The 25,949-nt window shown below is 60.7% G+C and carries 28 protein-coding genes and 1 other RNA gene; 14 read left to right on the forward strand and 15 right to left on the reverse strand.

Annotated features, from left to right (window positions below; translation table 11 throughout):
- Nucleotides 1–72: 72 nt before the first annotated feature.
- On the reverse strand, nucleotides 73–843 hold the full coding sequence (locus BFN67_RS00560; RefSeq protein WP_080917640.1) for a DUF2182 domain-containing protein: 771 nt from the start codon (nucleotides 841–843) through the stop codon (nucleotides 73–75).
- Nucleotides 844–858: 15 nt separating this feature from the next.
- Nucleotides 859–1,491 (reverse strand): DUF1326 domain-containing protein, encoded by a 633-nt coding sequence (locus tag BFN67_RS00565; RefSeq protein ID WP_080917641.1) that lies wholly within the window; start codon nucleotides 1,489–1,491, stop codon nucleotides 859–861.
- 245 nt (nucleotides 1,492–1,736) lie between these two features.
- Between BFN67_RS00565 and BFN67_RS00570 the strand changes: the two genes are divergently transcribed.
- On the forward strand, nucleotides 1,737–5,516 hold the full coding sequence (locus BFN67_RS00570) for an AsmA family protein (protein ID WP_080917642.1): 3,780 nt from the start codon (nucleotides 1,737–1,739) through the stop codon (nucleotides 5,514–5,516).
- 2 nt (nucleotides 5,517–5,518) lie between these two features.
- Here BFN67_RS00570 and BFN67_RS00575 read toward each other — a convergent pair whose 3' ends face one another.
- From BFN67_RS00575 to ssrA, 5 genes are all read right to left on the reverse strand, one after another.
- Nucleotides 5,519–5,749: a ribbon-helix-helix domain-containing protein gene (locus BFN67_RS00575; protein ID WP_080917643.1), complete on the reverse strand. Its 231-nt coding sequence runs from the start codon at nucleotides 5,747–5,749 to the stop codon at nucleotides 5,519–5,521.
- A 57-nt stretch (nucleotides 5,750–5,806) separates the two neighbouring features.
- Complete coding sequence (locus tag BFN67_RS00580; RefSeq protein ID WP_080917644.1) at nucleotides 5,807–5,992, reverse strand: DUF4169 family protein; 186 nt, start codon at nucleotides 5,990–5,992, stop codon at nucleotides 5,807–5,809.
- Between the two features lie 15 nt (nucleotides 5,993–6,007).
- Nucleotides 6,008–6,538, reverse strand: a complete 531-nt coding sequence (locus BFN67_RS00585) for an SspB family protein (protein WP_080917645.1) — start codon at nucleotides 6,536–6,538, stop codon at nucleotides 6,008–6,010.
- Between the two features lie 163 nt (nucleotides 6,539–6,701).
- The gene (locus BFN67_RS00590; protein WP_204842108.1) at nucleotides 6,702–7,247 is read right to left on the reverse strand and encodes an AAA family ATPase; all 546 of its coding nucleotides are present in this window, start codon (nucleotides 7,245–7,247) and stop codon (nucleotides 6,702–6,704) included.
- Nucleotides 7,248–7,340: 93 nt separating this feature from the next.
- Nucleotides 7,341–7,696, reverse strand: a transfer-messenger RNA (tmRNA) gene (ssrA, locus tag BFN67_RS00595).
- Nucleotides 7,697–7,877: 181 nt separating this feature from the next.
- Here ssrA and BFN67_RS00600 point away from each other — a divergent pair.
- Nucleotides 7,878–8,189: a DUF2853 family protein gene (locus tag BFN67_RS00600; protein ID WP_080917647.1), complete on the forward strand. Its 312-nt coding sequence runs from the start codon at nucleotides 7,878–7,880 to the stop codon at nucleotides 8,187–8,189.
- A 157-nt stretch (nucleotides 8,190–8,346) separates the two neighbouring features.
- Nucleotides 8,347–9,141, forward strand: a complete 795-nt coding sequence (locus BFN67_RS00605; RefSeq protein WP_080917648.1) for a thymidylate synthase — start codon at nucleotides 8,347–8,349, stop codon at nucleotides 9,139–9,141.
- A gap of 18 nt (nucleotides 9,142–9,159) precedes the next feature.
- On the opposite strand, the gene BFN67_RS00610 is transcribed toward BFN67_RS00605, so the two are convergent.
- The 5 genes from BFN67_RS00610 to speB all read right to left on the reverse strand — a co-directional run bounded on the left by BFN67_RS00610 (nucleotide 9,160) and on the right by speB (nucleotide 14,167).
- A complete protein-coding gene (locus BFN67_RS00610; RefSeq protein ID WP_080917649.1) occupies nucleotides 9,160–9,963 on the reverse strand; it encodes an ABC transporter permease in 804 nt (267 codons plus the stop codon).
- Nucleotides 9,960–10,814, reverse strand: a complete 855-nt coding sequence (locus tag BFN67_RS00615) for an ABC transporter permease (protein ID WP_080917650.1) — start codon at nucleotides 10,812–10,814, stop codon at nucleotides 9,960–9,962. Before BFN67_RS00615 ends, BFN67_RS00610 begins: the two co-directional genes overlap by 4 nt.
- Before the next feature lie 10 nt (nucleotides 10,815–10,824).
- Nucleotides 10,825–11,862, reverse strand: coding sequence for an ABC transporter ATP-binding protein (locus tag BFN67_RS00620; RefSeq protein ID WP_080917651.1), 1,038 nt, complete (start codon nucleotides 11,860–11,862; stop codon nucleotides 10,825–10,827).
- Nucleotides 11,863–11,954: 92 nt separating this feature from the next.
- Nucleotides 11,955–13,043 (reverse strand): ABC transporter substrate-binding protein, encoded by a 1,089-nt coding sequence (locus tag BFN67_RS00625; protein ID WP_080917652.1) that lies wholly within the window; start codon nucleotides 13,041–13,043, stop codon nucleotides 11,955–11,957.
- Between the two features lie 65 nt (nucleotides 13,044–13,108).
- Complete coding sequence (gene speB, locus BFN67_RS00630; RefSeq protein ID WP_080917653.1) at nucleotides 13,109–14,167, reverse strand: agmatinase; 1,059 nt, start codon at nucleotides 14,165–14,167, stop codon at nucleotides 13,109–13,111.
- 169 nt (nucleotides 14,168–14,336) lie between these two features.
- Between speB and gcvA the strand changes: the two genes are divergently transcribed.
- On the forward strand, nucleotides 14,337–15,215 hold the full coding sequence (gene gcvA / locus BFN67_RS00635) for a transcriptional regulator GcvA (protein ID WP_080917654.1): 879 nt from the start codon (nucleotides 14,337–14,339) through the stop codon (nucleotides 15,213–15,215).
- Between the two features lie 13 nt (nucleotides 15,216–15,228).
- Here the strand turns inward: gcvA and BFN67_RS00640 are convergent, their stop codons facing one another.
- Nucleotides 15,229–15,435: a TOBE domain-containing protein gene (locus BFN67_RS00640; protein WP_080917915.1), complete on the reverse strand. Its 207-nt coding sequence runs from the start codon at nucleotides 15,433–15,435 to the stop codon at nucleotides 15,229–15,231.
- Between the two features lie 162 nt (nucleotides 15,436–15,597).
- On the opposite strand from BFN67_RS00640, the gene modA reads away from it, so the two are divergent.
- From modA to BFN67_RS00685, 9 genes are all read left to right on the forward strand, one after another.
- Nucleotides 15,598–16,395 (forward strand): molybdate ABC transporter substrate-binding protein, encoded by a 798-nt coding sequence (gene modA, locus BFN67_RS00645; RefSeq protein WP_080917916.1) that lies wholly within the window; start codon nucleotides 15,598–15,600, stop codon nucleotides 16,393–16,395.
- 9 nt (nucleotides 16,396–16,404) lie between these two features.
- The gene (modB, locus tag BFN67_RS00650) at nucleotides 16,405–17,109 is read left to right on the forward strand and encodes a molybdate ABC transporter permease subunit (protein WP_080917655.1); all 705 of its coding nucleotides are present in this window, start codon (nucleotides 16,405–16,407) and stop codon (nucleotides 17,107–17,109) included.
- Nucleotides 17,106–18,218: a molybdenum ABC transporter ATP-binding protein gene (gene modC, locus BFN67_RS00655; RefSeq protein ID WP_080917656.1), complete on the forward strand. Its 1,113-nt coding sequence runs from the start codon at nucleotides 17,106–17,108 to the stop codon at nucleotides 18,216–18,218. The genes modB and modC overlap by 4 nt, the downstream gene beginning before the upstream one ends.
- A gap of 83 nt (nucleotides 18,219–18,301) precedes the next feature.
- Nucleotides 18,302–18,643: a winged helix-turn-helix domain-containing protein gene (locus BFN67_RS00660; protein WP_080917657.1), complete on the forward strand. Its 342-nt coding sequence runs from the start codon at nucleotides 18,302–18,304 to the stop codon at nucleotides 18,641–18,643.
- 199 nt (nucleotides 18,644–18,842) lie between these two features.
- Nucleotides 18,843–19,364, forward strand: a complete 522-nt coding sequence (locus tag BFN67_RS00665) for a dihydrofolate reductase (protein ID WP_080917658.1) — start codon at nucleotides 18,843–18,845, stop codon at nucleotides 19,362–19,364.
- Between the two features lie 165 nt (nucleotides 19,365–19,529).
- Nucleotides 19,530–20,636: an FtsH protease activity modulator HflK gene (gene hflK, locus BFN67_RS00670; RefSeq protein ID WP_080917659.1), complete on the forward strand. Its 1,107-nt coding sequence runs from the start codon at nucleotides 19,530–19,532 to the stop codon at nucleotides 20,634–20,636.
- Complete coding sequence (gene hflC, locus BFN67_RS00675; RefSeq protein WP_080917660.1) at nucleotides 20,636–21,577, forward strand: protease modulator HflC; 942 nt, start codon at nucleotides 20,636–20,638, stop codon at nucleotides 21,575–21,577. The genes hflK and hflC overlap by 1 nt, the downstream gene beginning before the upstream one ends.
- A 3-nt stretch (nucleotides 21,578–21,580) precedes the next feature.
- On the forward strand, nucleotides 21,581–21,766 hold the full coding sequence (locus BFN67_RS00680) for a DUF2065 domain-containing protein (RefSeq protein ID WP_080917661.1): 186 nt from the start codon (nucleotides 21,581–21,583) through the stop codon (nucleotides 21,764–21,766).
- 126 nt (nucleotides 21,767–21,892) lie between these two features.
- Nucleotides 21,893–23,404, forward strand: a complete 1,512-nt coding sequence (locus BFN67_RS00685; protein ID WP_080917662.1) for a DegQ family serine endoprotease — start codon at nucleotides 21,893–21,895, stop codon at nucleotides 23,402–23,404.
- Nucleotides 23,405–23,450: 46 nt separating this feature from the next.
- On the opposite strand, the gene BFN67_RS00690 is transcribed toward BFN67_RS00685, so the two are convergent.
- Nucleotides 23,451–24,026 carry a GNAT family N-acetyltransferase gene (locus BFN67_RS00690; RefSeq protein WP_080917663.1) on the reverse strand — a complete coding sequence of 192 codons (576 nt, stop codon included), beginning with the start codon at nucleotides 24,024–24,026 and terminating at the stop codon, nucleotides 23,451–23,453.
- Entirely contained in the window at nucleotides 24,023–24,910 is an 888-nt protein-coding gene (serB, locus tag BFN67_RS00695) for a phosphoserine phosphatase SerB (RefSeq protein WP_139788965.1), read from the reverse strand. The genes BFN67_RS00690 and serB overlap by 4 nt, the downstream gene beginning before the upstream one ends.
- Between serB and miaA the strand changes: the two genes are divergently transcribed.
- Entirely contained in the window at nucleotides 24,888–25,844 is a 957-nt protein-coding gene (miaA, locus tag BFN67_RS00700; RefSeq protein ID WP_080917664.1) for a tRNA (adenosine(37)-N6)-dimethylallyltransferase MiaA, read from the forward strand. The two genes, serB and miaA, sit on opposite strands and share 23 nt — an antisense overlap.
- Nucleotides 25,845–25,949 lie beyond the last annotated feature (105 nt).

The following is a 25,949-nucleotide window of genomic DNA, read 5'->3' on the forward strand; positions in this document are numbered from 1 at the left end:
TGCCGTAAAGATGGCTGCCCGCAGTCGCGATCTAGCGAGAGTAGCCTCGCCGGCAGGGTCTGGCCGCCCAGGTCAGTCCACGGCGGCGAACGAGGCCAACAAAGCTATCCCCCAGACAATCAAGACGACACCGGCGGCCCTGCCGATCCAATGACCGGCGGGGGCGAGCTTTTCGATCAGGACGAACAGCGCGATGCCGGCGATCCATGCAAAATTCATGACGCCGCCGACAAACAGAAGCAGCATCAGCATCCAGCAGCAGCCGAGGCAGAACATGCCGTGGCGAAGGCCCATATGGAAGGCGCCGCCATTGCCGCTTCGCCATTGCGTCAGGACGAAATCGAGCGGCGAGCGGCACTTGCGCAGACAGGTTTGCTTCAATGGCGTCCATTGATAGACGCCTACCGCGATCAGCATGGCGCCGGCAAGCGCGATGTTGGTCGTCCGCATCGCAGGCGAGAGCAGGGCGGCCTTGTCGAGCGCGAATTGGAGGGCTACTGCGCCGATGCTGAATCCGAGCCAAACGACGAGATAGCCAAGGCCGAAGAGGGTGGTAAGGCCGACAGTGGTCGATCCGGCGCGGCGCTTTTGCGCGATCGAATCGTAGAAGAGGAGCATCGGAACGGCACTCGGCAGCATCATCGCCGTCATCATGGCCAGCCACATCGCCAGCGTTACGGCGAGATAGCCCGGCGTCCACGATCTGGCGGGCATCGCCATGCCGGCCATTTCCGGCATGGGAGTTTCGGTTCCGATCAACAGATATGCCAACGAGATCGCCATGGCCCCGAGCAACAGGGCCACGATGATCGCACGGTCATGCCGGTGCAGGCCCGCGAGCATGGCACCACCTGTCGGTCAGGCCGCCACGCCTTGCGGGGTCTGGACGACATGGGCCAGCGAACTGTGCGTGCCTGTCGTTTCGAACCTGATCGCCCCGGTGCTGCGTATGTTGGACGATGCCACTTCCGCTCCGCGATGCTCGAAGCCTTCCGGCATGAGCACCTGGATACGATGTGGTGCGCCTGTCACCGGATTCTTGATCGGCTCGACCTCGGTTTCCAGCACGCCGGGGATAACCAGCCGCGCGGTACGCCCCTGCTTGTCGAAATTGAATTCGAACGGCGCGACCACGGGATCGTGCATTTGAGTGACGATCAGGCTGAAGATATGAAACAGGGTGCCTTCGGCGGAATTCTCCCCCGACAGGATCGCGCCCAACGCGTCTCTTTGTGCCGGTGTAGCCCGCTGATCGAGTATCGGCTGGGCCTGGCCGTTTCCTTCATGCAGTGCTCCCGGAAAGCGAACGGTCACCGCGAAGCATAGGCCATCGAGTTTCGTTTCGTTGAAGTGGCCCTTGACGATACGCATCGCGACAAGGCCATCGCAATGACCCAAAGTCGGCCTTGCGTTGAAGTCACAGGGGCAGCCAAATGCGCAATTGCAGTTCTTGATCCACTCACCTTCCAAACGCCAGTTCGCAGATGTCATCTCTTCCTCCCATGTTTCTCGTCCGTCGAAGACGGCGGGCGAAAGACCGGCATAGAGCCGGATCGCTCAGAATAGCATGAATCCGCAGGCTTGATAACGACCAGATGAAGGGAAAACGATGCGCGGCAAAGGCAATATGACCAGTTCATGGTCTTCCGCGTCTTGCACGATTTGCCTCTTTATCGACACGGCGATGCGGGTAGAGTGCGCACGAACCTGACGGCAATGGGGGAAGATCAGGGCCAATGCTTGCCCGTCTGTTTGTAATTTTCGGCGGCCTTCTGGTGCTGGCGCTGCTCGCGGCGCTGGTGGTGCCGCATTTTATCGACTGGACAAGCTACCGTGCCGATTTCGAGCGTGAGGCGAGTGCGGTGCTGGGACGCGAGGTTACGGTGCATGGAGCCGCCTCGGCGCGGCTGCTGCCGTTTCCATCCGTGACCTTCAACGACGTGTCCGTTGCCGGCGGGCCGGACGGGCAGCCGGCGATGACAATCAAAACTTTCTCCATGGATGCCGAACTGGCGCCGTTCCTGCGCGGCGAGGTGCTGATCTTCGATATGCGGCTGGTGCGGCCAAAGGCGGTGATGGATATTGCTGCCGATGGCACCGTGGATTGGGCGATCCGGCCTTCCAATCCCTTCGACGTCAGGCAGGTGTCGATTGAGCGGATGAGCATTACCGAAGGCGAAATTGTCTTGCGTCATGCCGCCGGCGCGCGCAGCCATGTGATTTCGCAGATCAATTCGACCGTTTCGGCACGCTCGCTCACAGGGCCGTGGCATATGGATGGCTCGCTCTACCTCGACGGATTGCAGACCGCATTTTCCGCCTCGACCGGGCGCGTGGGTGAAGACGGCAAACTGCGCGTTCATATCAAGGCCGATCCCGATGCCTACCCGCTGGAGATCGAGACCGACGGTAATGCGACGGTCGAGAAGGGCGCCATCAGCTATTCCGGCGATTTTCGCATTGCGGGTGTCGACCGCAACGTCAAGCATCTCGCGGATGATACTGGCGAAACGGCAAAACCGGGAGGCAACAAGGCTCCTGCCGAGCCCGGCTACCGGCTGCGCGGCAAATTCCAACTCGATCATCGGCAACTGGCTGTCGATGAATTCCGATTCGAGACCGGTCCGCTGGATGCGCCTTACACGGCCGAGGGCAAGGCCATGGTCGATCTCGGCGCCGCGCCGCATTTCTCCATCGAAGCCAGTGGCGCTCAGGTCCAGTTCGACGAGGCTGTAGGCGGCGACACGGCAGGCGGTATCACGCTGAGCGAGCGCATCGCCGCGCTGGAGACGGCACTTGCCCGTCTGCCGCAACCGACAATTCCGGGCAAAGTGGAGGTGAAGCTTCCCGCCGTGGTCGCCGGCGACACGACGATCCGGGACGTGCATGTTTCCGCGGAGCCGATGCCGGGCGGCTGGAAGATCAACTCGCTGGCCGCCACTTTGCCGGGCCGCACGACGCTGGAAGCCGACGGCTTGCTTCAAACCGAAGGCGATTTCGGCTTCAAGGGCTCCCTGCTGCTTGCCGTCGGTCAACCTTCCGGCTTTGCCGCATGGCTTGCCAAGGATGTCGATGAGGCAATCCGCAAACTGCCCGCGGCCGGCTTCAAGGCCAAGGTCGATCTGGCCGACGCAAAACAGATTTTTAGCGAACTGGAACTTGTTCTTGGAAAGGCGAGCTTTCGCGGTGGCATTGTCGCGAACGAGGCCGAGGACGCCCGTCCGTCGGTCGACATTCGGCTGGAAGGCGGGCAACTCGATTTCGAAGGTCTCACCGCTTTCGCCTCGCTGTTCGTCAGCGACAAGGGGGCCAATCGCTTTTCCGACTATGATCTCGATTTCAAGGTCAAGGCCGGACCGGTCGATGCCGGTGGGTTGAAGGCCGATACGGTCGATACGACGCTGAGGCTTCGCAAGGGCGTTCTCGAAATCGACAAGCTGTCCATTGGCGGTCTGGCGGGTGCGTCGATCAGCGCAACCGGGCGCGTGAAGGACTTTCCGGCCAACCCGACGGGAGATATCGATGCTTCGGTCATCGCGCTCGATCTGCACCCGCTCATCGACATGGCGGCGGCGCGCTATCCCGGCAACATGCTGCTGCAAGGGCTCGCAGCGCGGGGCAGGGCCTATCCGGACCTGTTCCAGAATTCTCGCCTCGACGTGGTGGCAAGTGCCGCCGACAATGGCGACGGCACGACAGGGCTCGCGATCAGCGCGCAAGGGAAGGCTGGCGGCTCCGCCTTTTCCGCTTCCTTGTCCGGTCGAGGCGTATTGGGGCAACTCGACGAGGCGCCTTTCACCCTGTCATTGAACGCCCGCAATGAAGATGCCACGGCGCTGCTGGCGCTTTACGGCCTGCCGGTTCTGCCGCTTGGCGTGGTTGGAAAGGCAAGCACGGATATCGACGCCAGGGGTTCACTCGCCGGGGGGATGCAGGCGACGCTCAATTTCGCGGGCGAGAATTTCACGGCCGGCTTCAAAGGTACGGTCACGGCGGCGGCGCAAGGCCCGGCCGCGAAAGGGCATGTCAGCCTTGAGGCCGCCGATATCGAGCCCTGGTTGATGACCGCGAGCGTGGCGCTTCCGGGCATGGGATTGGGCAGTTCGGTGCAACTCGCGGGCGATATGGATTATGGCAATGGCCGTTTGAGCCTGAAAGGGATTGACGGGACGGTCAACGAACTGGCCGTTTCGGGAGATGTGGAAGCGGCGATGGTTGCGGGCAAGCCGCATCTGGCCGGTGCGCTCACTCTCGATGAACTGGACCTCGGCTCAGCGGCCGCCATGCTGATGGGTGAGCGGGCTTTCGCACCTTCCGGCAGGGCGTGGCCGACAGTGTCTTTCGCGGACAGGTCATATGCACCGTTCACGGCAGACTTTGGTCTGAATGCCGCCACGCTTGCCGTTGGCCCGTTTGCCGTTGCCTATGACGCGCGTTTTGCCGCGAAGCTCGATGATGGGGGCATCCACCTTGCCGATCTCAAGGCGAAACTGTTCGGCGGAGACCTTTCGGGCGGGTTCGACCTCAAGAACAATGGCGGCACCGGGTTGTTCTCGTCGCAGATATCGCTTGCCGGCGCCGATCTCGCCAGAGCCTTGCCCGGCTCTGGCCTTTCGGGGACGGGCGACGTTTCAGCCAGTGTGACCACCAGCGGAAAATCGGTTGATGCGATGATTGGCGCGCTGGCAGGCTCCGGGGCGATGTCGTTCAAGGATCTTATGATCGAGGGCATCAATCCGGACGGTTTTCCGGCCATCATCGCAAGGGCAGACGCGATCGGGCGCGATATCGACGCGGCCAAAACGGCGGGCTTCGCACCCGAGATCGCAAGCAACGGAACGTTCAAGGCCGAAGACGGCGACGTCGCGTTCACCATCGCCGGCGGGATGCTGCGGCTGCCACCGCTTACGCTGGAAAATCCCAATGCGAAGCTGTCGGCGAATGTCAGTGCCGATCTGGGGTCGACGATGGTGGCTGCCAGTGGCGCGATCGCCTACAGACCGGGCGAGGAAGCGCTGGTCGGCTCGGAACCGGTGGTCAATTTTACGGTCGAAGGCCCGATCGGTTCGGCAAAGCGCAGTTTTGATACCGGGCCGCTGGCCCAGTTTCTGACCCAGCGCGCGCTGGAAAAGGAGCAGCGAAGGGTGGAGGCCATGCAAGCCTCGCTGCTTGAAAAGCAGCGCCTGCGGCGCGAAGCGCGCTATTACGCGAATTTGCAGGAGGACCGCGCCCGAGCGGCGGAGGAACTGCGCCGCCAGCAGGAAGAGGAGGCCCGCCGCAAGGCTGAGGCGGAAGCGAAGGCAGCCGAGGCGGCCGAGGAGGCGATGCGGATTGCAACGCAAGAGAGGGAGCGGCTGGAGGCTGAACGCAAGGCGGCCGAACAGGCCGCGCCTATCGAGCATCCGTCGCTGCCGCCTGCCAACGACAATCCTGCGCCTGCGGCCCCGGTTGCGCCAAAGCCGCCTCCAGGCCGGTTTTCCATCGAGAATTTGCTGAAGTCGCTTGGCGGCGGCTGACGTTAAGCTGGCGGTGTTTCTCCGGTTTTCACCCAAGCCAGAATGTAAAGCCTGATTGCCGACGACAAATTGGTTTCTCTCGCGCGGCTTTCGTCGATTTCCGCGATAAGAGTGGCGAGGGGCATCGTGCGGACTGCCGCGATGGTGACGAGTTCATCGAAAAACGGCGTTTCCAGCGAATAGCTGGTGCGATGGCCACGGATGGTGACCGAGCGTTTTTCAACTGCGGCCATGATGCGGCGGCCCCTTTATTGGCGGTGTGCGTGAATTTATTGCGCGCCGCTGAAGGATTATTCGCCCTTTGGCATGCGGCGGTGGGCGTCGAGGAAGCGCTCCGTCTTTTGTGAAAGCAGGCGCTCCGTTTCACGCTCGGCCTTCGCCCGTCCGTGAATGGCGCGATTGCGTTCCGCCACCTTTTCCTTTTCCTGACGTGCCTTGTGCTTGCGCGCCTGGCGTAGATTGACGATCTCTGCCATGCGGTTTCCCCCGCGCTATTTCTTGCGGAAGGCGTCGAGCGACACGACATCGGCGCCTTTTCCGGTAGCAGTGTCGTCTTCGGTCTTTTTCTCGCTTTCAGCGGCCTTCTTGCGGCGCTCCGGTTTCTTTTCCACGGCACGCGGCGTGGCTGGTTCCTGGCTTTCCGCCGGTTCAGCGGCGGCCGGTTCGGTCTTTACGTCGAACTCCAGTTCGAAATTGACCGACGGATCATAGAAGCCGCGCACGGCGGAGAAGGGAATCTCAAGTTTCTCAGGAATATCGGAGAAAGAGAGGCCGATCTCGAAGCCGGTATCGGAAACCTTCAGGTCCCAATACTGGAACTGGACGACAATGGTCATCTGATCAGGGTAACGCTCGCGCAAGCGGCTCGAAATGCGAACCCCCGGCGCGCCTGTCAGAAAGGTGATGAAGAAGTGGTGATTGCCGGGAAGGCCGGTGCGCGCGACCTCGGCCAGCACCTTGCGCATGACGCCGCGCAAAGCCTCCTGGGCAAGAATGTCGTAGCGGATGTGGTCGTCGGCCATGTGGTGGTGCTGCGGTTCCGTTGAATTGTCCGTCTAGCTGTAATCAAGCTTCGGGGCAACGTAAACCGGATATAGAAGGCGTGACGGCCAAGGGGAGGGGCGGCAACGATAATTCCTTTGAGTTCATGGCCGCGACGTATCGGAGGATCATCGCCGTCCCGGTTCAAAATCCTGTCTGTCGGCGTATAAATTCCACTCGTGCGGCAACCGGCGCGCGTGGCAGTTCAACAAGGCTGTAGCCCAGTTCCACATAGGTTTCAGCCATGATCTCATAAGTGCGCACGGCAAGCTGCCAACTCTGTCGGCGCTCTTCATCCTGCCCATAGATCTCTTTCCACGGCGGGGCGATGAAGATGCGTGCGTGGTATCGCAGGCGCGACGCTTGGTCCTCCATCAAGATCGGCACGCCCAATCCCTCAAGGCGCAGGTAGCCCAGAGTGTCCGGCAGGCCCCGGTCGAAGAAGACCGGGCCGTCCTGCCGCTCGGCATGGCGGTAGGACGCCAACTCCCACTCGAACATGCGTTCGGCAAACCGTGCGGGATCGATCCAAGGCAGTGCATTTCCGCGGCTTTGCATCTCGGCCTGGATCACGCCACGACCGGCTTCCTCGGTGGTGGCGAAGCCGTTGGCGCGCAACGCTTCGATCAATGTCGTCTTGCCCGCGCCCGGACCGCCGCTCAGCACGAAGAAGCGCTCGGCGCCGTTCATTGTCGTCTCCATGTTTCAGAAAAATATGATGGCCTGTGTCCGGCCTGGCACAGGCCAGCCGAGGTCGGACTCGTGGAAATATCGTGAAGGGGAAGTGGAGGCTTCTGTTGCCAGGTGCCTCCGGACCCCGCCTAGAAGTGCGAACCACTAGGGCTTAATTTGAAGCGATCGCACAGCTTACGCTGCGAGACGTGCTTCCGCATAGTTGTCGTTTGCAACTACAAGTTTAGCCCGATAACGGTGGTACAATGCCGGGCAAAAGTACGATCTTTACACCTTCGTCGATCCTATTTCGCCCCCATCAGAAATCGCAGCATCGCTGCGGCTTTTGGTGGAGGCGCCGGGTACCGCCCCCGGGTCCGAACGGCTTATTTCATCGTCTGTTTATCGCCATAGTCGGTCAAGCCGACGAGACGAATATAAGAGCACGCTCCTGAAAATGGAAGACCATCGCCGGGTTTATCGCAGCAATCCGCTGGCGGGGGCCGGGCTCGCGCGAGGCTTGACACCAAGGCCGCTCTCGCCACAAATTACCAATCCGGCAAGGAGATTCCGCTCTGACGCGCAACTGCGGGAGAGCTGCCTCCTGGTTGGAAAAATGTTCGTGGCTCCGACGAGGGGAATTTTTCAATGACGACTGACTATCTCGCTGATGTGAAGAAATATGACGCCGGTGCCGATTCCGCCGTGGTGGACAAGATCGTGAAGCATCTGGGAATAGCACTCAGGAACCGTGATTCCTCGCTGGTGGCGACGAGCGATCAGGCGGAACTCGACCGCGTTCGCGACAATTGGGGCGTCAAGAAACTCGGTGTCGATGCCGCCAAGGCTGAAGCTGCTGTCGCTGCCGTCGCAAAGACCATGGCTGCGGACCATACCAAGAGCCGCGTGACCTATTATTACCTGGTCGCCAAGGAGTTGGGCAAGCTCGCCTCGCTTTAAGATATCTGGCCGGAAATGCCGCGAGGGCTGGCGCGCGATGCGCGCTGGCATGTTGGCTTTCCGTCATTGCATAGAGCTGTGCGTTTTGTCGCGCATCTTGTGTCATATTCATGGAAGGTGAGATAGAATTGGCGGTCACGAATCCTCGGTGAAACCGATGCGTCAATATCTCGACCTTTTGCGGCATGTTCTGGATAATGGCGCCGACCGCGGCGACCGCACCGGCACCGGCACGCGCTCGGTGTTCGGCTACCAGATGCGGTTCGATCTCTCACGCGGCTTTCCCGTAACCACGACCAAGAAATTGCATCTGAAATCAATCATCCATGAACTGCTCTGGTTCCTGGCTGGCGATACCAATATCAAATATCTCAACGACCACGGCGTCACCATCTGGGACGAGTGGGCGGATGACAAGGGCGACCTCGGCCCGGTCTATGGCAAGCAGTGGCGCTCATGGCCGGATGGGCGGGGCGGCACAATCGACCAGATCGCCGAGGTCATTGCCGAGATCAGGACGAACCCGCAGTCGCGGCGGCTGGTCGTTTCGGCATGGAACCCGGCTGACGTGGATTCCATGGCGCTGCCGCCGTGCCATTGCCTGTTTCAATTCTATGTCTCGCAGGGTCGGCTTTCCTGCCAGCTCTACCAGCGCTCCGCCGATATCTTCCTTGGCGTGCCCTTCAACATCGCCTCCTATGCCCTGCTGACCATGATGGTCGCGCAGGTGGCGGGTTTGAAACCGGGCGATTTCATTCATACGTTGGGCGATGCGCATCTTTATGCCAACCATTACGAGCAGGCGCGCCAGCAATTGAGCCGTACGCCGAAGCCGCTGCCGATAATGTGGATCAATCCACAGATGAAGGATCTGTTTGCCTTCCGCTATGAGGATTTCCGGCTGGAAAACTACGTCGCCGATGCCACGATCAAAGCACCGATCGCGGTCTGAGTTCTTAACCGGTCCGCGTCAACTTTCCTGCGTGCCCAAGGCACCCAGCAGTTTGCGAATGTCGCCGAAGCGGGCGATGGCGCCGAACACGACTGCCGCCACGACGACGAAGAACACCGATACGGCAGCCATGGTCGGTGTGTAGCCATAGCGCAGCGAATTGAAGATCTTGATCGGCAGGGTTTCGCTGGTGAAGCCGATGGTCATATAGGCGACGATATATTCGTTGAGCGACAGCACGAAGGCGAAGGCATAGCCTGAGACCAGATAGGGCAGGATCAGCGGCAGAACGATGGTTTTGAGCACGGTGCGGTCATCGGCGCCCATCGTTGAAGCGGCCTCCACCAATGCGCGATCGATGGAGGCGAAACCGAGCGAGAGTGTCACCAGCGGCAGGGTGACGAAGAAAATGCCATGGCTGATGATGGCGGTATAGAACTGGCCGAACAGACCGAGCGTTGCCCAGAACGACAGGAAACCGAGCGCGGTGATGACCGGCGGCAGCACGAACGGCGCGAGGCCGAGCACCTGAAAGATGTTTGCCCAGGGCGCTATGCGCCGCCACAGGAACCAGGCCAGCGGCAGGGCTATGGCGACGGCAATTGCGGCCGAACAGACGGCCAGCGTCAGTGAATGGATCAAGGCCAATCGCCATTCGGGATCGGTAAAGATTTGCGCATACCACGAGAGCGAAAAGCCCTTCGGCGGAAAGGCAAGCGTCTGCTTCTCGTTGATCGACACACCGGCGACGACGATGAGCGGTGCGGCCAGAAACAGGCCGACAAGCGCGAAATAGATGCGGCGCAGAAGCCGGGCGGTCATAGCGCATGCTCCCTGCGGCCAACCAACAGGGTCAATCCCACCAGCGCCAGCGAAATCAATACCAGGAACACAGCCATGGCCGCCGCGAAGGGCATGTTGGACTGGTAGATGGCCTGGTCGGTGATGAGCACCGAAAGCGTCCAGTTGCTTGGCCGTCCGAGGATCTGCGGCAGGAGATAGGAGCCGAGGGCGAAGACGAACACCATGATCAGTGTTGCCACGATGGTGTTGCGCAAGGCAGGTGTGACCACGTTGAAGAAGGCGCGCGGCGGGGATGCGCCAAGCGTGCGCGCGGCTTCGATCAATGTCGGGTCGAGGCGCACCAGCGCCGGGTAAAGGACGAGGATTGTGTAGGGCAGGGCCTGATAGACCATGCCGGTCAGCACGGCGCCGAAACTCGGCAGCAGCGCGACGGGTTGGTCCATCAACCCTATCGCGACCAGAAGATTGGTGATGCCCGCGGTGCGCGAAAGCAGTGTCGACCATGAAAAGCCGATGATGACTTCGGACAGCGACAGCACCGAGAGCAGGCCGACTAGCCAGACAGTTTGGGTTCGGCGTCCGCATTTGGTCAGCAGATAGGTGAACGGAAACGCAATCGCGACGCAGCACACGGCCACCAGGATCGCCAGCATCAGCGAGAACGCCAGAACGGAGCCGAAGAAGACCGACAGGAAGCGCTCGTAATTGTCGAAGACGAAATCCGGTGTGTAGAAACTCGCCGGGTTGCGCTTGAAGAAGCTGACGGCGATCATCGTCGAAAAGGGGACGATGAAGAAGACGATCAGCATCAGTGCCGGAAAAGCCAGCGGCGCATAGTCGGCGAGGGTGCGTGGCGGCTCGCGTCTCATCGCGCCTGACTCACGATTTGACCACCACGCAGCATTCGGCAGGCAGTTCGATGCCGACCTCCTGCCCGACCTCGACATTCGGTCGTTCACGCGGCGTTGCGACGGCTATGATCGCGGTGCCGCCGATATCTATAAAGGTTTCGATGGTGCCGCCGAGGTCGCGCACGAAGCTGACGGTGCCGTCGAGAACGCCGTTGCCGGGGGCGGTGAGGTGCACATCCTCCGGCCGTATCGAGACCGAGGCCTTGCTCATGCCGGATGGCATGGCGAGTTCGGGTATGGCCGCGTCCAGCACGACAGTGCGGCCGGCCTTGTCGATCTCGGCGGGCAGGAGATTGGTCATGCCGATAAAGTCGGCGACGAAGGCGTCGGCCGGCTTGCGGTAGATGTCGATGGGCCGCGCGGCCTGCAAGATTTTGCCCTTGCCCATGACGACCACGAGATCGGCCATGGTCATGGCCTCGCGCTGGTCGTGGGTCACGACGATGGTGGTGATGCCGAGGCGCTGCTGCAACTGGCGCAGTTCCACCTGCATGGCCTCGCGCAACTTGGCATCCAGGGCCGACAGCGGCTCGTCCAGAAGAAAGAGTTTCGGCGAAAGCGCCAGGGCGCGCGCGATGGCCACGCGTTGACGCTGGCCGCCGGAAAGTTTCGCCACCGGGCGGGCGGCGAAGCCGGGCAGATCGATCAACGCCAGCAACTCCTCGACGCGCTTGGCCTGCTCGGCCTTGGAAGCGCCGCGGATGCGCAAGGCGTAGGAAATGTTGTCGCCCACCGACAGATGCGGGAACAGCGCCAGCGACTGGAACACCATGCCGAGATTGCGCTTGTGGGTGGGAACCGCCGTAATGTCGGCACCGTCCAACACGACGGAGCCGGCAGTGGGTTCCTCCAGCCCGGCGACCATGCGCAGCAGCGTGGTCTTGCCGCAGCCGGAGGGACCAAGCAGACATACGAAAGTGCCGTGCGGCACAGTCAGCGAGACGTCATCCACGGCGTTGAAGTCACCGAAGGTCTTGGTGATGGCGTTCAGGGACAGTCCCGACATCGATCATCCTTGGCTGGTCGATTGGCACCGCCGGCAGTCTCATCCTTTGACCGTGAGGTCAAGGCAGACCGCCGGGGCTGTTGCCGGCGCCGTCAGCCGACGATCATCTCGGTCCATTTCTGGTTCAGCCAGTCCGACTTGCTGACATAGAGGTCGTAGCGCGGGATGATCGGCTCGATCTCCGACGAAACCGCCGCAAACTCCTCGTCGGTCAGGTCCAGCACCGAGCGCTTGAGGGTCGGCGCGGTGCCGACCTTGCGCGACATCAGCCCCTGGATCTTCGGCTGGCTCATATAGTCGATGAAGACATGGGCCTCTTCGGTTTTCTTGGAGGGCCGCGTAATGACCCAACTGCCCGAATCCTGAATGCCGCCTTCCTTCGGGAAGGTGGAGCGGACAGGAAAGCCGTCCGCGATCGCAAGCCCGGTGACGTCGTGGTAATACTGGCCCATCGGGATCTCGCCGGATTTCAACGCCTGCTCGAACTGTGCCTCATCGCGATACCAGAGCCTTACATTCGGCTTTACCTCGGCCAGTTTGGTGAAGGCTTTGTCCAGCCCTTCCTCGGTATCGAGCGCGTTGGTGCCGGCCATGAAGGTCTTGGCGGTCACTTCCAGCAGGAAAGAATTGGACACCAGCGCCAACAGGCCGAGTTTGTCGGCATTGGCCTTGTCCCAGAAGGCGGCCCATGAGGTCGGCGCTTCCTTGTAAACGTCGGTATTGGTAACGAGCGTGATGTACCAGGCAACCGCCCCGATGCCATAGACAGTGCCATCGTCGGCCTTGTTGACGAAGCGGGGGAGCAGGTCGCCGTAATTCTTGAATTTCGAGGTGTCGAGCGTCTGCCATAGGCCGGCGGCTTGGCCTTTCAGCGTCGCCACCTGCGACATCATGGAAACGTCAGCCGGTGCCTGACCGGCTTTGGCTGCCTGCTCGAGTTGGACCAGCCAGGCCTCGCCGGTCGGCTCCGCCACGGATTCCACGGCGATGCCGGTTTCCTTGGTGAAGTCGGGGAAGATATGGCTGTCGAAGGACTTCTTGAAATAGCCGCCATAGACGCCAACCTTGAGCGACTTGTCCTGTGCACGCAGGACGGATGGCATGGCGAGCATGCCCGCAGCCGCCACGCCGGCGCCGAGGACGCCGCGCCGGCTGATGCTGGTCTTCAATATGGAGTTCATGCTTTTACCTCCCATGGTTCGGCTTTGCCGGATTTTCGTTATTAGAGCATTGCGCCACGGCCGCGTCACGCGTTCTTCGTCACAGTCGGGCTGAACACCATCAGGCTGAGAATCTCGAACAGAACCTGTGCGCCGGCGTGCGCCGTGTTGGTGGTGGCATCATATTGCGGGGCGACCTCGACGACATCGCCGCCGACCAGGTTGATTCCCTTGAGGCCGCGCACGAGTTCGAGCACTTCGCGCGTCGTCAGCCCGCCGATCTCCGGCGTTCCGGTGCCCGGAGCGAAGGAGGGATCGAGGCTGTCAATGTCGAAGGTCAGGTAGGTCGGGCCGTCGCCGACGATTTTCTTCGCGCGTTCGATGATGGCGGGAATGCCGAGTCCGGTGACTTCCTCGGCATGAATGACGGTCATGCCGGATTCGTAGCTGAACTCCCAAAGATATTCGGAGGAGCCGCGTATGCCGATCTGGATCGTGCGGGTCGGGTCAAGTACGCCGTCGAGCACCGCGTTGCGGAACGGGCCGCCATGATGAAACTTGGTCTGGTCGAAGGCGCCGCCCGTGTCGCAATGGGCGTCGATGTGGATGAGACCGACCGGTGCCTTCCTGCCAACAGCTTTCAGGATCGGGTGGGTGATGGAGTGATCGCCGCCGACGGAGAGCGGCACGACGCCGGCTTCGACGATCTGGCCGACGCGCTTTTCAATGTCCTCATGGCTGAGTTCAAGCCGGTAGCGGCTGCGGAAGGGTACGTCGCCAATGTCGGCGACGCGCAGATCGTGGGTCGGTGCGCAATCGAGCACATGATTGTAGGGGCCGATTCGCTCGATGGTGCGCATGGCGCGCGGCCCAAAGCGCGAACCCGGCCGGTTGGTTACGCCAAGGTCCATGGGTATGCCGAGCATGGCCACTTGCAAATCGCCGAAATCGGGATTTTCCGCCGCCACGTCGCGATAGGCCGCGGCGAGGAAGGTCGGCACGCCTGCATAGGGAGCCATCCGCGTTCCGGTCTCGGAGAATATCTTGTCGGCGACGCGCCGGAATTTGGGGTCGAACAGTTCGCCGCCATGGCTCTCGCCATATTTCGTGCGCAGTGCATCCAGTTTGCTGCTGTCGAAACCCATGGTCTGCCTCCATTATGCCAATGCGGCGCTTCGATGGTTCCGCGAGGCTCTCCGTCGGCACTTCATTTTTCAAGCTTTCCAAAGTGAATTTTCGGAGAGGTGGAGTGGAAAATCAATTGAGATTCTTATAGCGCTCCATGTGAGAAAAACTAACAATAAGGCTTGATTGATGGCGCCACGCCTGCCTCCGCTTAATCCGTTGCGCGCTTTCGAGGCAACGGCCCGCCATGCTTCGTTGAGCAAGGCGGCAGTGGAACTGAATGTCACGCATGGCGCGGTCAGCCATCAGGTGAAGGCGCTGGAGCAGGCGCTTGGCGTGAAATTGTTCGATCGTGCCGGCCAAAGGCTGAAGCTGACGCCGCATGGCGCGGAACTGCTTCCGACAGTGTCGAATGCCTTTGAAGACATAGCGGCGGCGACGCAGAGGCTGACGCGGCCTGCGAGTGCCGGCACACTCAGCATATCATGCGTGCCGGCGCTACTGTCCTTGTGGATGATCCCGAGGATGGATCAATTCACGGAACGCTATCCCGGCGTCCAGTTGACATTGGTCCCATCAAACGAGCCGCAGGACATCCACTCGCCGGATATCGACCTGTGCGTTCACTATGGTGATGGTAGCTGGAGCGATTGCTGGCTGCGCAAATGGTCCGACCTCGACCTGTTCCCGGTCGCCAGCCCGACCCTGATCAACAGCAGGCCGCTGCGATCGGTCCGCGATCTTGCCGATCATGTCATCCTGCATGGCGACGATGGGCGCGAATGGCGCACCTGGTTCGCGGCGGCCGATGCCCTCCATCTCGAACGAGGGCGGCGGCATTATTTTACGGATGCGCGGCTGTCCATCGAGGCTGCCATCTACGGCCATGGCGTCGCGCTTGGCGATTCCGTTACCGCCAGCAGCCTGCTCGCCCGCGGACAGTTGGTGGCGCCCTTCGGGCTTTCGGTGCCGGCCGTGGACGCCTTTTATGTCGTGTGCCGCAACGAGATGAAGTCCGCGACGGTCGTGCGGACCTTCATCGATTGGCTGTTCGAACAAAAAGTTTAGAACGGCCAACCCGTCAATCGACGGCGACCATGACGTCCGAAGCCTTGACCACGGCATACGCACTGCCGCCAACCGCAAGTTTCAATTCCTCGACGGAATTGTTGGTGATCGAGGCTGTCACGATCGTTCCGCCGATATCGATGCGGACATGGGCGGTGGTGGCGCCTTTTTCGATACCGACGATCTTGCCATGAAACTGGTTGCGAGCACTGATCTTCATCGGAGCCTCCGGCGCGGGGTGTTCATTATTCTGCCGGTATATGATGTGCGATCCATGGATCAAACAGATTTCCCTTCTATGCCCGAAAATTCCTTCCATTGTTATATTCATTTGGATATATCGATTTGGCGATTTTCAAAGAAATGAATGGAAGAGGGCGCTATGCGTATGACTTATGGATTGAAGGCTCTGGCTGTGGCTGGCGGCATCGTGGCGCTGGTTGCGGCATTCGCTCCTGCGCGGGCCGCTGATGGCGACGTTGTGGTGTTCGCTGCGGCAAGCATGAAGAACGCTCTCGATGACGTCAACAAAGCCTGCACGCCGGATGGCGGCGGGCCGGCGTTGATTTCCTATGCGGCAAGCTCGGCGCTGGCGAAACAGATCGAGAATGGCGCGCCCGCGGATATTTTTGTGTCGGCCGACCTCGCCTGGATGAAGTATCTGGCGGACAAGAAACTGATCAAGGCCGGCACCGAGGTGAAACTGCTCGGCAACCAGATCGTGCTGGTCGCGCCGAAGGACAGCACGGCGGAAGCAAAGATTGCCGAGGGATTTGATCTCGCGGCTTTGCTGGGTGAGGGCAGGCTTGCCATCGGCGATGTGAAGGCGGTGCCGGCTGGCAAATATGGCAAGGCGGCGCTGGAATCGCTCCGCATCTGGTCATCGGTCGAAGGCAAGCTGGCGCAGGCCGAGAATGTGCGCGCGGCACTGAAACTGGTGGCCACCGGCGAGGCACCCCTCGGCATCGTCTACGCGACCGATGCCGTTGCCGAGCCCGGCGTGAAGGTAATCGGCACATTTCCGGAAAATTCGCATCCTCCCATCATCTATCCGACAGCCGAAACCGCCGATTCGAAAAATGAGCAGGCATCGACCTTCCTGAAATGCATGCAAAGCGACAAGGCCCGCAAGCTGTTTGAGGCGCAGGGCTTCACGGTTCTTACACCGGCAACAAACTAAAGATACCCTATGACCTGGCTGCTGGACCTCACGCCCGATGAATGGAACGCGGTTCAGCTATCCATCAAGGTGGCGACGGTAGCGATGCTGTTCAGCCTGCCGCCGGGCATTCTGATCGCGCTGCTGCTGGCTCGCGGCCGTTTCTGGGGCAAGGGATTTATCAACGGGCTGGTGCACCTGCCACTGGTGCTGCCGCCCGTGGTGACGGGCTACCTGCTTTTGCTCTCTTTCGGCCGCAACGGGCCCGCCGGGGCATTTTTCGAGCACTGGTTCGGCATTGTCTTTTCCTTCCGCTGGACGGGTGCGGCATTGGCCTGCGGTATCATGGGCTTTCCGTTGATGGTGCGCGCGATCCGTCTTTCCATCGAAGGGGTGGATCGTAAGCTGGAAGCGGCGGCGGGCACGCTCGGCGCCCATCCGGTTCTGGTCTTTGCTACAGTCACGCTGCCGCTGACCCTGCCCGGCATCATCGCCGGGGCAATCCTGTCCTTTGCCAAGGCGATGGGCGAATTCGGCGCCACCATCACCTTTGTTTCAAATATTCCCAATGAAACGCAGACATTGCCATCCGCCATCTACACACTGACGCAGGTGCCGGGCGGCGATGCCGGCGCGCTGCGGCTTACCCTGATCAGCGTCATCATCTCCATGGTCGCGCTCATCGCTTCCGAGGCGTTGGCTCGGCGCGCAGGAAAACGGCTGGATAGTGAATGAGCGTTTCCGTTCAGATCAGTCATCGGCAGGGAAACTTCTCGCTCGAAGCCGGTTTCATGGGCACAGGCAGGCTGACAGCCCTGTTCGGCCCATCGGGATCGGGCAAAACTTCGCTGATCAATATGATCGCCGGATTGGTAAAGCCGGATCAGGGGCATATCGAGGCAGAGGGGCGCGTATTGCTCGATACGCAGGCGGGCATCTTCGTGCCAAGGCACAGGCGACGTATCGGCATGGTGTTCCAGGATGCGCGGTTGTTTCCACATATGAGCGTGAAGAGCAATCTCGGCTATGGCCGCTGGTTCACGCCAACGACCGAGCGCTATGCGGATATGAACTCCGTGGTCGAGTTGCTAGGCATCGGCCCGCTGCTCGACAGAAGGCCGGGAAAGCTTTCCGGCGGTGAAAAGCAGCGTGTGGCGATAGGGCGGGCTTTGCTGGCCAGCCCGAAGCTGCTTTTGATGGACGAGCCATTGGCCTCGCTCGATGAGGCGCGCAAGGCCGAGATATTGCCCTATATAGAACGCTTGCGCGACGAGACGAAAATTCCGATCGTCTATGTCAGCCATTCCATTGCCGAGGTTGCGCGGCTGGCCAGCGATGTCGTCGTTCTGGCGCAGGGTCGGGTGGCAGCATCCGGCAAGACAGCCGATATCGTGCAACGTCTGGATCTGCTGCCGGCCGAAGAGCGAGGAGAGGGCGGATCCATGCTCGAAACCCATGTTATGCGTCATGACGAACACTATGCCATGACAATCCTTGGCTCGCCCGCCGGCGAAATTCGCGTGCCCCGTCTCGATGCCGCTATCGGCGTGCCGGTGCGCATCCGTATCCGCGCGCGTGATGTTATGGTTGCGACTCGGAGGCCCGAAGGGTTGAGCGCCCTGAACACCCTTGCAGGCACAATTGTCGCCATTGAACCGGAGGGCCGTGCGACTGTGGAGGTGCGAATGGATTGTGGCGGTGCGCCGCTTCTGGCGCGCATCACGGAACAATCGCGACAGGCATTGAATTTGGAGCCTGGACTGGTTGTCTTCGCTATCGTCAAGACAATGAGCTTCGACCGGGGCAACACCGGTGTCCGCCACGGTGGCGAGGTTCATCTTTAATGTTAGAGTTGCGCTATGGCGATTTGGAATAGCGACAACGGCCGGGTGAATAGCTATCTTGGCGGCTCGACTGGAGGTCATGAATGCCGTCATTGAGTTTGCGTATAAATCTCGACCCCGATGGGCGCGTCGGTCCGGGCAAGATCGAACTGCTTGAGCAGATTGCTGCTTTCGGTTCGATTTCGGCGGCGGCGCGCGGCATGGAAATGTCCTACAAGCATGCGTGGGATCTTGTCGAAGACATGAATCGGGTGTTCGGCAAACCGCTGGTGGCGGCGCAAACCGGCGGACGGCGTGGTGGTGGCGCGCAATTGACGCCCGTCGGGTTGGCTGTTGTCAGCCGCTATCGCGCCATCGAACGCGCCGCAACTTCGGCGGCTACCGCTCATATGGAGGCGTTGCAGGCCGAGATCGACGCCGGCTAAGGCCAAAAGCCGCACAGACCGGCTGATGGGCTGAAGGGGCAGGGTGTCGGGCTGCCGGTGTCGCTACCGATGATGAGGATATTGCGCATCGCTCTCTCGCCTGATCGAGAAAAAGGTTACCCGGAAGTGACGAACCGCTTGAGCGGGTCTTGCAGGTGGGTGCGGAACCGATAGGATCGCGCCGCAACCGGAGGCGTCAATGAACATCGCCATTTATGTGGCCATTGCCGAGAATGGCGTGATCGGTCGCGAGGGCGGGCTGCCATGGCGGTTGTCCAGCGACCTCAAGCGTTTCAAGGCCGATACGATGGGAAAACCCATCGTTATGGGCCGCAAGACCTGGGAGAGCTTTCCGCGCCGGCCTTTGCCAGGGCGCTTGAATATCGTGGTGACACGCGACCGCGACTACAAGGCGGAAGGCGCGGAAGTGGTGCATTCACTTGATGATGCGTTGACGCTGGCGCGAGCTCGCGCCGCTTGCATGGCCGGGGCCGACGAGATCTGCATCATTGGCGGCGCCGAAATCTATCGGCAGGCGCTGCCTTTGGCCGATCGGCTTCACGTCACGCATGTGCTTGCCTCGATTGAGGGAGATGCCCACTTTCCACCCATCGATTCGGCGCATTGGCGCAACGTCAGTTCCGTTAATGTTCCCGCCGGCGAGAAGGACAGCTTTGCGACGCGCTACACGATCTATGAAAGGCGCGTTCGGGCCACATGAATGACGACAAAGGGTCGCGGGCGCCCGTTATTGTGACGCAAATGTGTTGTAGGCGCGGTCCACGCGTTGAAAGCGCGCCGACGCACCCCTATAGAAAGACGACTGACAAGAAGGGGTTCGACGTCATTTCCGTGGCGCATCGAAAATCCACACGAAAGGACATTCATGCCCTGGAATGACAAGAGCGGTGGTGGCGGCCCTTGGGGTGGCGGCAATGGCGGCCCCTGGGGGCAGGGACCAAAAGGACCAAGCGGTCCACAAGGCTCGCCTCCCGATCTGGAAGACATCATCCGTCGCGGACAGGACAAATTGCGCAGCGTTCTGCCGGGCAGTGGGCACAGCAACACGACTTTCATTTTGCTGATCGTCGTTCTGGCTCTCGCATTCTGGGCCTACAAAAGCGTTTATACGGTTCAGCCGGACGAGGTCGCTGTGGAACTGCGTTTCGGCCAGCCCAAACCCGATCTTTCCGAGCCCGGCCTGCATTTCCATTGGTGGCCGATCGAGACGGTCGAGACGGCCAAGATTTCCGAACAACTGGTCGATATTGGTGAAGGCAGCCGTGGAAACGGCGATTCGGGCCTGATGCTCACCGGCGATCAGAATATCGTCAATGTTCAGTTTTCAGTTGCCTACCAGGTTTCCGACCCCAGAGCCTATCTGTTCGACGTGTCGGATCCGGACGGTATGCTGCGGCAGGTTGCGGAAAGCGCGATGCGCGAGTCCGTTGGGCGGCGCCCGGCAGACGATATCTTCCGTGATGATCGCGAGGGCATCGCCAACGATGTGCGCCAGATCATCCAGACCACGCTGGATACCTACAAGGCCGGCCTGACCATCAATGCGATCTCCATCGAGGACGCCGCGCCGCCGCGTGAAGTTGCCGATGCCTTCGACGAGGTGCAGCGGGCAGAACAGGACGAAGACAAATTCGTCGAACAGGCCAACCAGTATTCGAACAAGCAGCTTGGCGCCGCACGCGGTGAAGCCGCCCATGTTCGCGAAGAGGCCGCTGCCTACAAGAACCGCGTGGTACAGGAGGCCGAAGGCGCGTCCAAGCGGTTCATCGCGATCTATGACGAATATATCAAGGCGCCCGAGGTTACGCGCCAGCGCCTCTATCTGGAAACCATGGAGAAAGTGCTGAAGGATTCGAGCAAGGTCATCGTGGAGCCAAACAGCGGGCAGGGGGTTCTGCCTTACCTTCCGCTGCCGGCATTGCAGCCGAAGGCGCCAGCGGCAAACGCGCCGGCTACGGGGGGGAACCAGTGATGTCCAATCGTTTCCCTGCCATCATCGTGGCCATTGTGGTCATCCTGTACCTGGCTTATTCGTCCATCTTCGTGGTGAACGCGCGCCAGCAGGCGATCGTAATACGCTTCGGCGAGATCGTCGCCGTGAAAACCGAACCGGGCATTTATTTCAAGCTGCCATTCGGCTTCGTGGATGCCGATAATGTGCAGTTGATCGAAGACAGGATTTTGCGTTTCGACCTGGACAATATCCGCGTGCAGGTTTCGGGCGGCAAGTTCTACGAGGTCGATGCCTTCATCGCTTATCGCATTGCGGACCCGCGTGTGTTCCGTTCTGCCGTTTCGGGCAGCATCGAGCTGGGCGAGCAGCGGCTCAAGACGCGTCTCGATGCAGCATTGCGTCGCGTCTATGGCTTGCGTGGGTTCGAGGCAGCCCTTTCGGAAGAACGCGCAGACATGATGCGCGAGGTGCGCGACCAGTTGCGGCCTGACGCTGCCTCTCTCGGTATCGAGATCGTGGACGTGCGTATCCGTCGCACCGACCTGACCAAGGAGATTTCGCAGCAGACCTACGATCGCATGAAGGCCGAGCGCCTGGCGGAAGCGGAGCGGCTTAGGGCTCGCGGTAACGAGTCGGCGCAGCGCATCCGTGCCCGTGCCGACCGCGAAGTCGTGGAGATCCTGGCTGCGGCGAAAAAGGAAGCGGAGATTCTGCGCGGCGAGGGCGATGCCCAGCGTAGCGCCACCTATGCTGATGCCTACACCCGCGACCCGGCCTTCTTCGATTTTTATCGTTCGCTGGAGGCTTATAGCACCGCTCTGGACAAGAGCGGCACGTCCATGGTGCTTTCGCCGAATTCGGAGTTCTTCCGGTATTTCCGCGATCCGGACAGCAGACTGCCTGCGGATGCAAAGTCTCCGGTACAGGCGCCGGCGTCGCAAACCGGCACGGGCCAATAGCGCGTGCCGGATTTCCTGGCCGCCATCGGCCTGGTGCTTGTTGTGGAAGGCCTGATCTATTGCGGCTTTCCCCAACTCGCCAAGCGGTTGGCGGGTGAGATTCTGGCGATGCCGGAATCAATGCTGAGGGTCGCCGGACTGGTGGCGCTTGCCATAGGCGTGGGCATTGTATGGCTTGTTCGTGGATAGGCCGACTTCAGGTGCATTTTTACTGCATGGATGGCCAAAGCCATGAACCTGCTTTATTTCATGCCCACCTAGTCGAATGCGGCTGCGCCTGCGCGTGCCGATTTTCGCGATAGACCGGAGACGGCCATGACATCGAACATTCTTTCACCGGCAAGAAAAGCTCTGCTCGTGGTAAGCGCGGCTGCCTTGATCGGCTCGCTTCCCTTCACCGCATCCGCCACTTCGATGCCGCCGACCAACGGTCCGGCCTCGGTGGCCGATCTGGCGGCCGGTCTGCTCGGGGCCGTTGTCAACATTTCCACGTCACAGACGATCAAGGGCAACGATGGTCCTGGCGCTGTGCCGATGCCGGAATTGCCGGAAGGTTCGCCTTTTCAGGATTTCTTCAAGGACTTTTTCAAGGATCGTGGTGGCCAGAGCGAGGCGCAAAAGGTCCAATCCCTCGGATCCGGGTTTGTCATTGATGCCGAGGGCTTTGTCGTCACCAACAATCACGTCATCGCCGATGCCGATTCCATCGAGGTCAATTTCTCCGATGGCGTAACCCTGAAAGCCGAACTGATCGGAACCGACCCGAAGACCGATATTGCGCTGCTCAAGGTCGATCCCAAAGGACACAAACTGACGGCGGTGAAGTTCGGCGATTCCAGCAAGATGCGCATCGGCGACTGGGTGATGGCGATCGGCAATCCGTTTGGGCTTGGCGGCACGGTCACGCTCGGTATCGTGTCGGCACGCAACCGCGACATCAATTCCGGCCCCTATGACGACTTCATCCAGACCGACGCAGCGATCAATCGCGGCAATTCGGGCGGGCCGCTGTTCAACATGAACGGCGAGGTCATTGGAATCAACACGGCGATCATCTCGCCATCGGGCGGCTCGATCGGCATCGGCTTCTCCATTCCTTCGGAACTCGCTGCCAATGTCGTCGATCAGTTGCAGCAATATGGCGAGACGCGGCGCGGCTGGCTCGGCGTGCGTATCCAGCCGGTGACGGAAGACATTGCCGAGAGTCTTGGCATGAAAGATGCCAAAGGCGCGCTTGTGGCCGGTGTCATGAAGGGCGGGCCCGTTGACAATGGCACGATCCAGCCCGGAGACGTCATCGTCAAGTTCGATGGCAAGGATATTGACGAGATGCGCGACCTGCCGCGCATCGTCGCCGAGAGCCCGGTCGGCAAGACGGTCGATGTCGTGGTCGTGCGCAAGGCCAAAGAGCAGACGATCAAGGTCACGCTGGGCAGGCTTGAGGATAGCGCCAATGCAGCGGCCGGCGAGGAAGAAGATCAGGATACGGAAGAGGGAAGCGCCGAAAACCAGAATCAGGCGGTTGAAACCACCTCTGTGCTTGGCATGACGATCGGCGAACTCAGCGACGATATACGTGCCAAATTCGGTATTGCCGCCGATGTATCCGGCGTGGTCATCACCGACGTTGCCAAGGATTCGGCTGCCGCCGAACGGGGTATCAAGGCGGGTGACGTCATTACCGAAATTGCGCAGGAATCCGTATCCGCACCCAAGGATGTCCTTGATCGGATCAAGGCCCTCAAGGACCAGGGCCGCAAGAATGCGCTCTTGATGCTGGCCTCGAAAAGCGGCGAGTTGCGCTTCGTCACGGTGCGCATGGATTGATTCCGCCCGTTCGGGCAAATGTCGGTTTTTGTTCGGAAAAAGGCGGCTATCCGGCCACCTTTTTCCGTTTTTCGATCCAATTTTCTTTTGTCATGCGGTAAAGGACGTGGCGCTTCAAATGCGGATGGCTCTCGGGAACCGACGGATGGTTGAAATCCATGGTCGGATCGGCGCTCATGTTGAGGCGTTCCATGACCGCGATGGAACGCCGGTTGTTCCAAACGGCGAATGAGACGACTTCGTTCAGATGCAGGGACTGGAAAGCATGGGCGAGCCATGCTTGAGCTGCTTCGATGACGTAGCCGCGCCCCCAGAATTCCGGCGCGATCCGCCAGCCGATCTCAAGCATGCCGGCTGGAAGGAAATCGATATGGTCGGTTCCGTTCAGTCCTACAAAGCCGATGCATTCGCCGGTGGCCGCGATTTCGACGGCCGTCCAGCCATAGCCGTCAGCTTCGATAGTCGCGCGGAATTCGTCCATCTTGGGGTCTGATTGCGCGCGCGTGCGCCTGAATGGAAAGAACTCCATGACCCGCTCATCGGAGTTGATACGGTGGAAAAGGCTGCGATCCCGCTCCTGCCAATTGCGCAGGATGAGGCGCTCGGTGTGCATCGGTTTCATTCCACAAACTCAGTCTGGCGGTAGCCTTGCATGTAAAGCAGGGCGGTAAGGTCGCCATGGTCGATGCGCAGCCCTGCGGCAGCAGCGACGGCGGGTTTTGCGTGCAGCGCCACCCCCGCACCTGCAAGACGGATCATATCGAGATCATTGGCGCCATCGCCAACGGCGATGACATCCGCCGGCGTGAGATTCAGCCTCGTCACGATCTCCAGGAGCGCGTCGGCCTTGGCCTGTCCTCCGAGGATCGGTTCCGCAACCTCGCCGGAAAGCCGGCCACATGCGTCCATCAGGCGGTTGGCGCGATCTTCGTGAAAGCCCAGCTTTTCGGCAATCCGACGGGTAAAAATGTCGAAGCCGCCGGAGACCAATGCCGTCCATGCACCATTCTTGCGCATCGTCTGGACCAGCGCGCGTGCGCCGGAAGCGAGTGTCAGCCTGTTGTCGATGATACGGTCGATCACGTCGAGATGGATACCCTTCAGCAATGCGACGCGCTCCCGCAAAGCCGGCTCGAAGGCGATTTCGCCATTCATGGCGCGCGCCGTGATGGCCGCGACACGCTCCTTGGCGCCGATTTCGTCGGCCAGTTCATCGATGCATTCCTGATCGATCATGGTCGAATCCATATCGGCGACCAGGATTCTCTTGCGGCGGTTCGTGACTGGCTGCACCACGATATCGATTGGTTCACCGGCCAATGCCCGGCGCAAATTGATCGCCGATGAACTGATGTCCGCCTCTTGCGGTAGAGAGAGATCGCAGGCAATGCCTTGCGCCAACCATATCGGGGCGCTTGCGCCGAGGGCTGCCGAAGCCATATTCGCCAGTTCTTGCGACAGCACAGGGTTGGCAGGATGGGAAATGAGCGTGGCAACGAGCGGCATCGAGCGATCCGGTAGCAAGGCCGGTGCGCGCCGGCTTGAGGGAGCGATCCTGATAGCCGGGCCAACGGCCAGCGGCAAGTCTGCGCTGGCGTTGGCCATTGCGGAGCGCAATGGCGGCGTTATCGTCAATGCGGATTCCATGCAGGTCTATTCGGTCCTGCATGTTTTGACCGCTCGCCCCGGCGCGGAGGAATTGGCCCGTGCGTCGCATTGGCTCTATGGCCATGTCGATCCCGCGCAAGCCTATTCGACCGGCATGTGGCTGCGAGATGTGGAACGGTTGGTCGGCAATGGTGCGATCAGCGGGAGGCCTGTGATCTTCGTTGGCGGCACCGGTCTCTACTTTCGCGCTCTCGTCGAGGGCATCGCCGAAATGCCGGATATTCCGGCTGTCATCCGCAATCGCTGGCGTGCCGCACTCCACCAAAAGGGTGCCGCGGCCCTGCATGAAATGCTTTCCCTGCGCGATCCCGCCGCTGGCGAGCAGCTACGGCCGACCGATGGCCAACGCATTGTGCGGGCATTGGAGGTGATCGACGTGTCCGGCAGGTCGATCCTGGACTGGCAGGCCGGTGTCGGCCGCCCTTTGATCGACGGGCTGAGCGCCCGTTTCATCGTCGTCGAACCGGATCGGAGTGAACTGGTTGCGCGTATAGAAAAGCGCTTCGACATGATGATGGAACAGGGCGCGTTTGCGGAAGCCGAGCGGCTGGGCGCTTTGGGGCTCGACCCGATGCTGCCTGCGATGAAGGCGATCGGCGTGCGCGAATTGCTGGCGGCGCAGATGGGTAAGATGACCCTGGATGAAGCCGTTCAGCGCGCCAAGACCGCAACGAGACAATATGCAAAGCGACAAACCACCTGGTTTCGGCATCAACTCGGGCCGCAATGGCAGCGAATCGCGAAGGCAGAGAACGGATTGAAGGAAGCATAAATCCGGTTGTTCGCAAGCCGGGATCGGCTGTTCGAAACGGGTAGATTTCGCGCCAGGGTTGCCAGGGTTAACCCTCCGTAAGGCCTCGAATGCCATAAGGAGGTG

The organism is Manganibacter manganicus (genome assembly GCF_002075885.1).
In the GTDB taxonomy this organism is placed as follows: domain Bacteria; phylum Pseudomonadota; class Alphaproteobacteria; order Rhizobiales; family Rhizobiaceae; genus Mesorhizobium; species Mesorhizobium manganicum.

What these genes read in the sequence shown, in the direction of transcription:
- BFN67_RS00560 (WP_080917640.1), bottom strand. Translation starts at nt 843, where the DNA reads ATGCTCGCGGGCCTGCACCGGCATGACCGTGCGATCATCGTGGCCCTG.
- BFN67_RS00565 (WP_080917641.1), bottom strand. Translation starts at nt 1,491, where the DNA reads ATGACATCTGCGAACTGGCGTTTGGAAGGTGAGTGGATCAAGAACTGC.
- BFN67_RS00570 (WP_080917642.1), top strand. Translation starts at nt 1,737, where the DNA reads ATGCTTGCCCGTCTGTTTGTAATTTTCGGCGGCCTTCTGGTGCTGGCG.
- BFN67_RS00575 (WP_080917643.1), bottom strand. Translation starts at nt 5,749, where the DNA reads ATGGCCGCAGTTGAAAAACGCTCGGTCACCATCCGTGGCCATCGCACC.
- BFN67_RS00580 (WP_080917644.1), bottom strand. Translation starts at nt 5,992, where the DNA reads ATGGCAGAGATCGTCAATCTACGCCAGGCGCGCAAGCACAAGGCACGT.
- BFN67_RS00585 (WP_080917645.1), bottom strand. Translation starts at nt 6,538, where the DNA reads ATGGCCGACGACCACATCCGCTACGACATTCTTGCCCAGGAGGCTTTG.
- BFN67_RS00590 (WP_204842108.1), bottom strand. Translation starts at nt 7,247, where the DNA reads ATGAACGGCGCCGAGCGCTTCTTCGTGCTGAGCGGCGGTCCGGGCGCG.
- BFN67_RS00600 (WP_080917647.1), top strand. Translation starts at nt 7,878, where the DNA reads ATGACGACTGACTATCTCGCTGATGTGAAGAAATATGACGCCGGTGCC.
- BFN67_RS00605 (WP_080917648.1), top strand. Translation starts at nt 8,347, where the DNA reads ATGCGTCAATATCTCGACCTTTTGCGGCATGTTCTGGATAATGGCGCC.
- BFN67_RS00610 (WP_080917649.1), bottom strand. Translation starts at nt 9,963, where the DNA reads ATGACCGCCCGGCTTCTGCGCCGCATCTATTTCGCGCTTGTCGGCCTG.
- BFN67_RS00615 (WP_080917650.1), bottom strand. Translation starts at nt 10,814, where the DNA reads ATGAGACGCGAGCCGCCACGCACCCTCGCCGACTATGCGCCGCTGGCT.
- BFN67_RS00620 (WP_080917651.1), bottom strand. Translation starts at nt 11,862, where the DNA reads ATGTCGGGACTGTCCCTGAACGCCATCACCAAGACCTTCGGTGACTTC.
- BFN67_RS00625 (WP_080917652.1), bottom strand. Translation starts at nt 13,043, where the DNA reads ATGAACTCCATATTGAAGACCAGCATCAGCCGGCGCGGCGTCCTCGGC.
- speB (WP_080917653.1), bottom strand. Translation starts at nt 14,167, where the DNA reads ATGGGTTTCGACAGCAGCAAACTGGATGCACTGCGCACGAAATATGGC.
- gcvA (WP_080917654.1), top strand. Translation starts at nt 14,337, where the DNA reads ATGGCGCCACGCCTGCCTCCGCTTAATCCGTTGCGCGCTTTCGAGGCA.
- BFN67_RS00640 (WP_080917915.1), bottom strand. Translation starts at nt 15,435, where the DNA reads ATGAAGATCAGTGCTCGCAACCAGTTTCATGGCAAGATCGTCGGTATC.
- modA (WP_080917916.1), top strand. Translation starts at nt 15,598, where the DNA reads ATGCGTATGACTTATGGATTGAAGGCTCTGGCTGTGGCTGGCGGCATC.
- modB (WP_080917655.1), top strand. Translation starts at nt 16,405, where the DNA reads ATGACCTGGCTGCTGGACCTCACGCCCGATGAATGGAACGCGGTTCAG.
- modC (WP_080917656.1), top strand. Translation starts at nt 17,106, where the DNA reads ATGAGCGTTTCCGTTCAGATCAGTCATCGGCAGGGAAACTTCTCGCTC.
- BFN67_RS00660 (WP_080917657.1), top strand. Translation starts at nt 18,302, where the DNA reads ATGCCGTCATTGAGTTTGCGTATAAATCTCGACCCCGATGGGCGCGTC.
- BFN67_RS00665 (WP_080917658.1), top strand. Translation starts at nt 18,843, where the DNA reads ATGAACATCGCCATTTATGTGGCCATTGCCGAGAATGGCGTGATCGGT.
- hflK (WP_080917659.1), top strand. Translation starts at nt 19,530, where the DNA reads ATGCCCTGGAATGACAAGAGCGGTGGTGGCGGCCCTTGGGGTGGCGGC.
- hflC (WP_080917660.1), top strand. Translation starts at nt 20,636, where the DNA reads ATGTCCAATCGTTTCCCTGCCATCATCGTGGCCATTGTGGTCATCCTG.
- BFN67_RS00685 (WP_080917662.1), top strand. Translation starts at nt 21,893, where the DNA reads ATGACATCGAACATTCTTTCACCGGCAAGAAAAGCTCTGCTCGTGGTA.
- BFN67_RS00690 (WP_080917663.1), bottom strand. Translation starts at nt 24,026, where the DNA reads ATGAAACCGATGCACACCGAGCGCCTCATCCTGCGCAATTGGCAGGAG.
- miaA (WP_080917664.1), top strand. Translation starts at nt 24,888, where the DNA reads ATGAGCGTGGCAACGAGCGGCATCGAGCGATCCGGTAGCAAGGCCGGT.
- serB (WP_139788965.1), bottom strand. Translation starts at nt 24,910, where the DNA reads ATGCCGCTCGTTGCCACGCTCATTTCCCATCCTGCCAACCCTGTGCTG.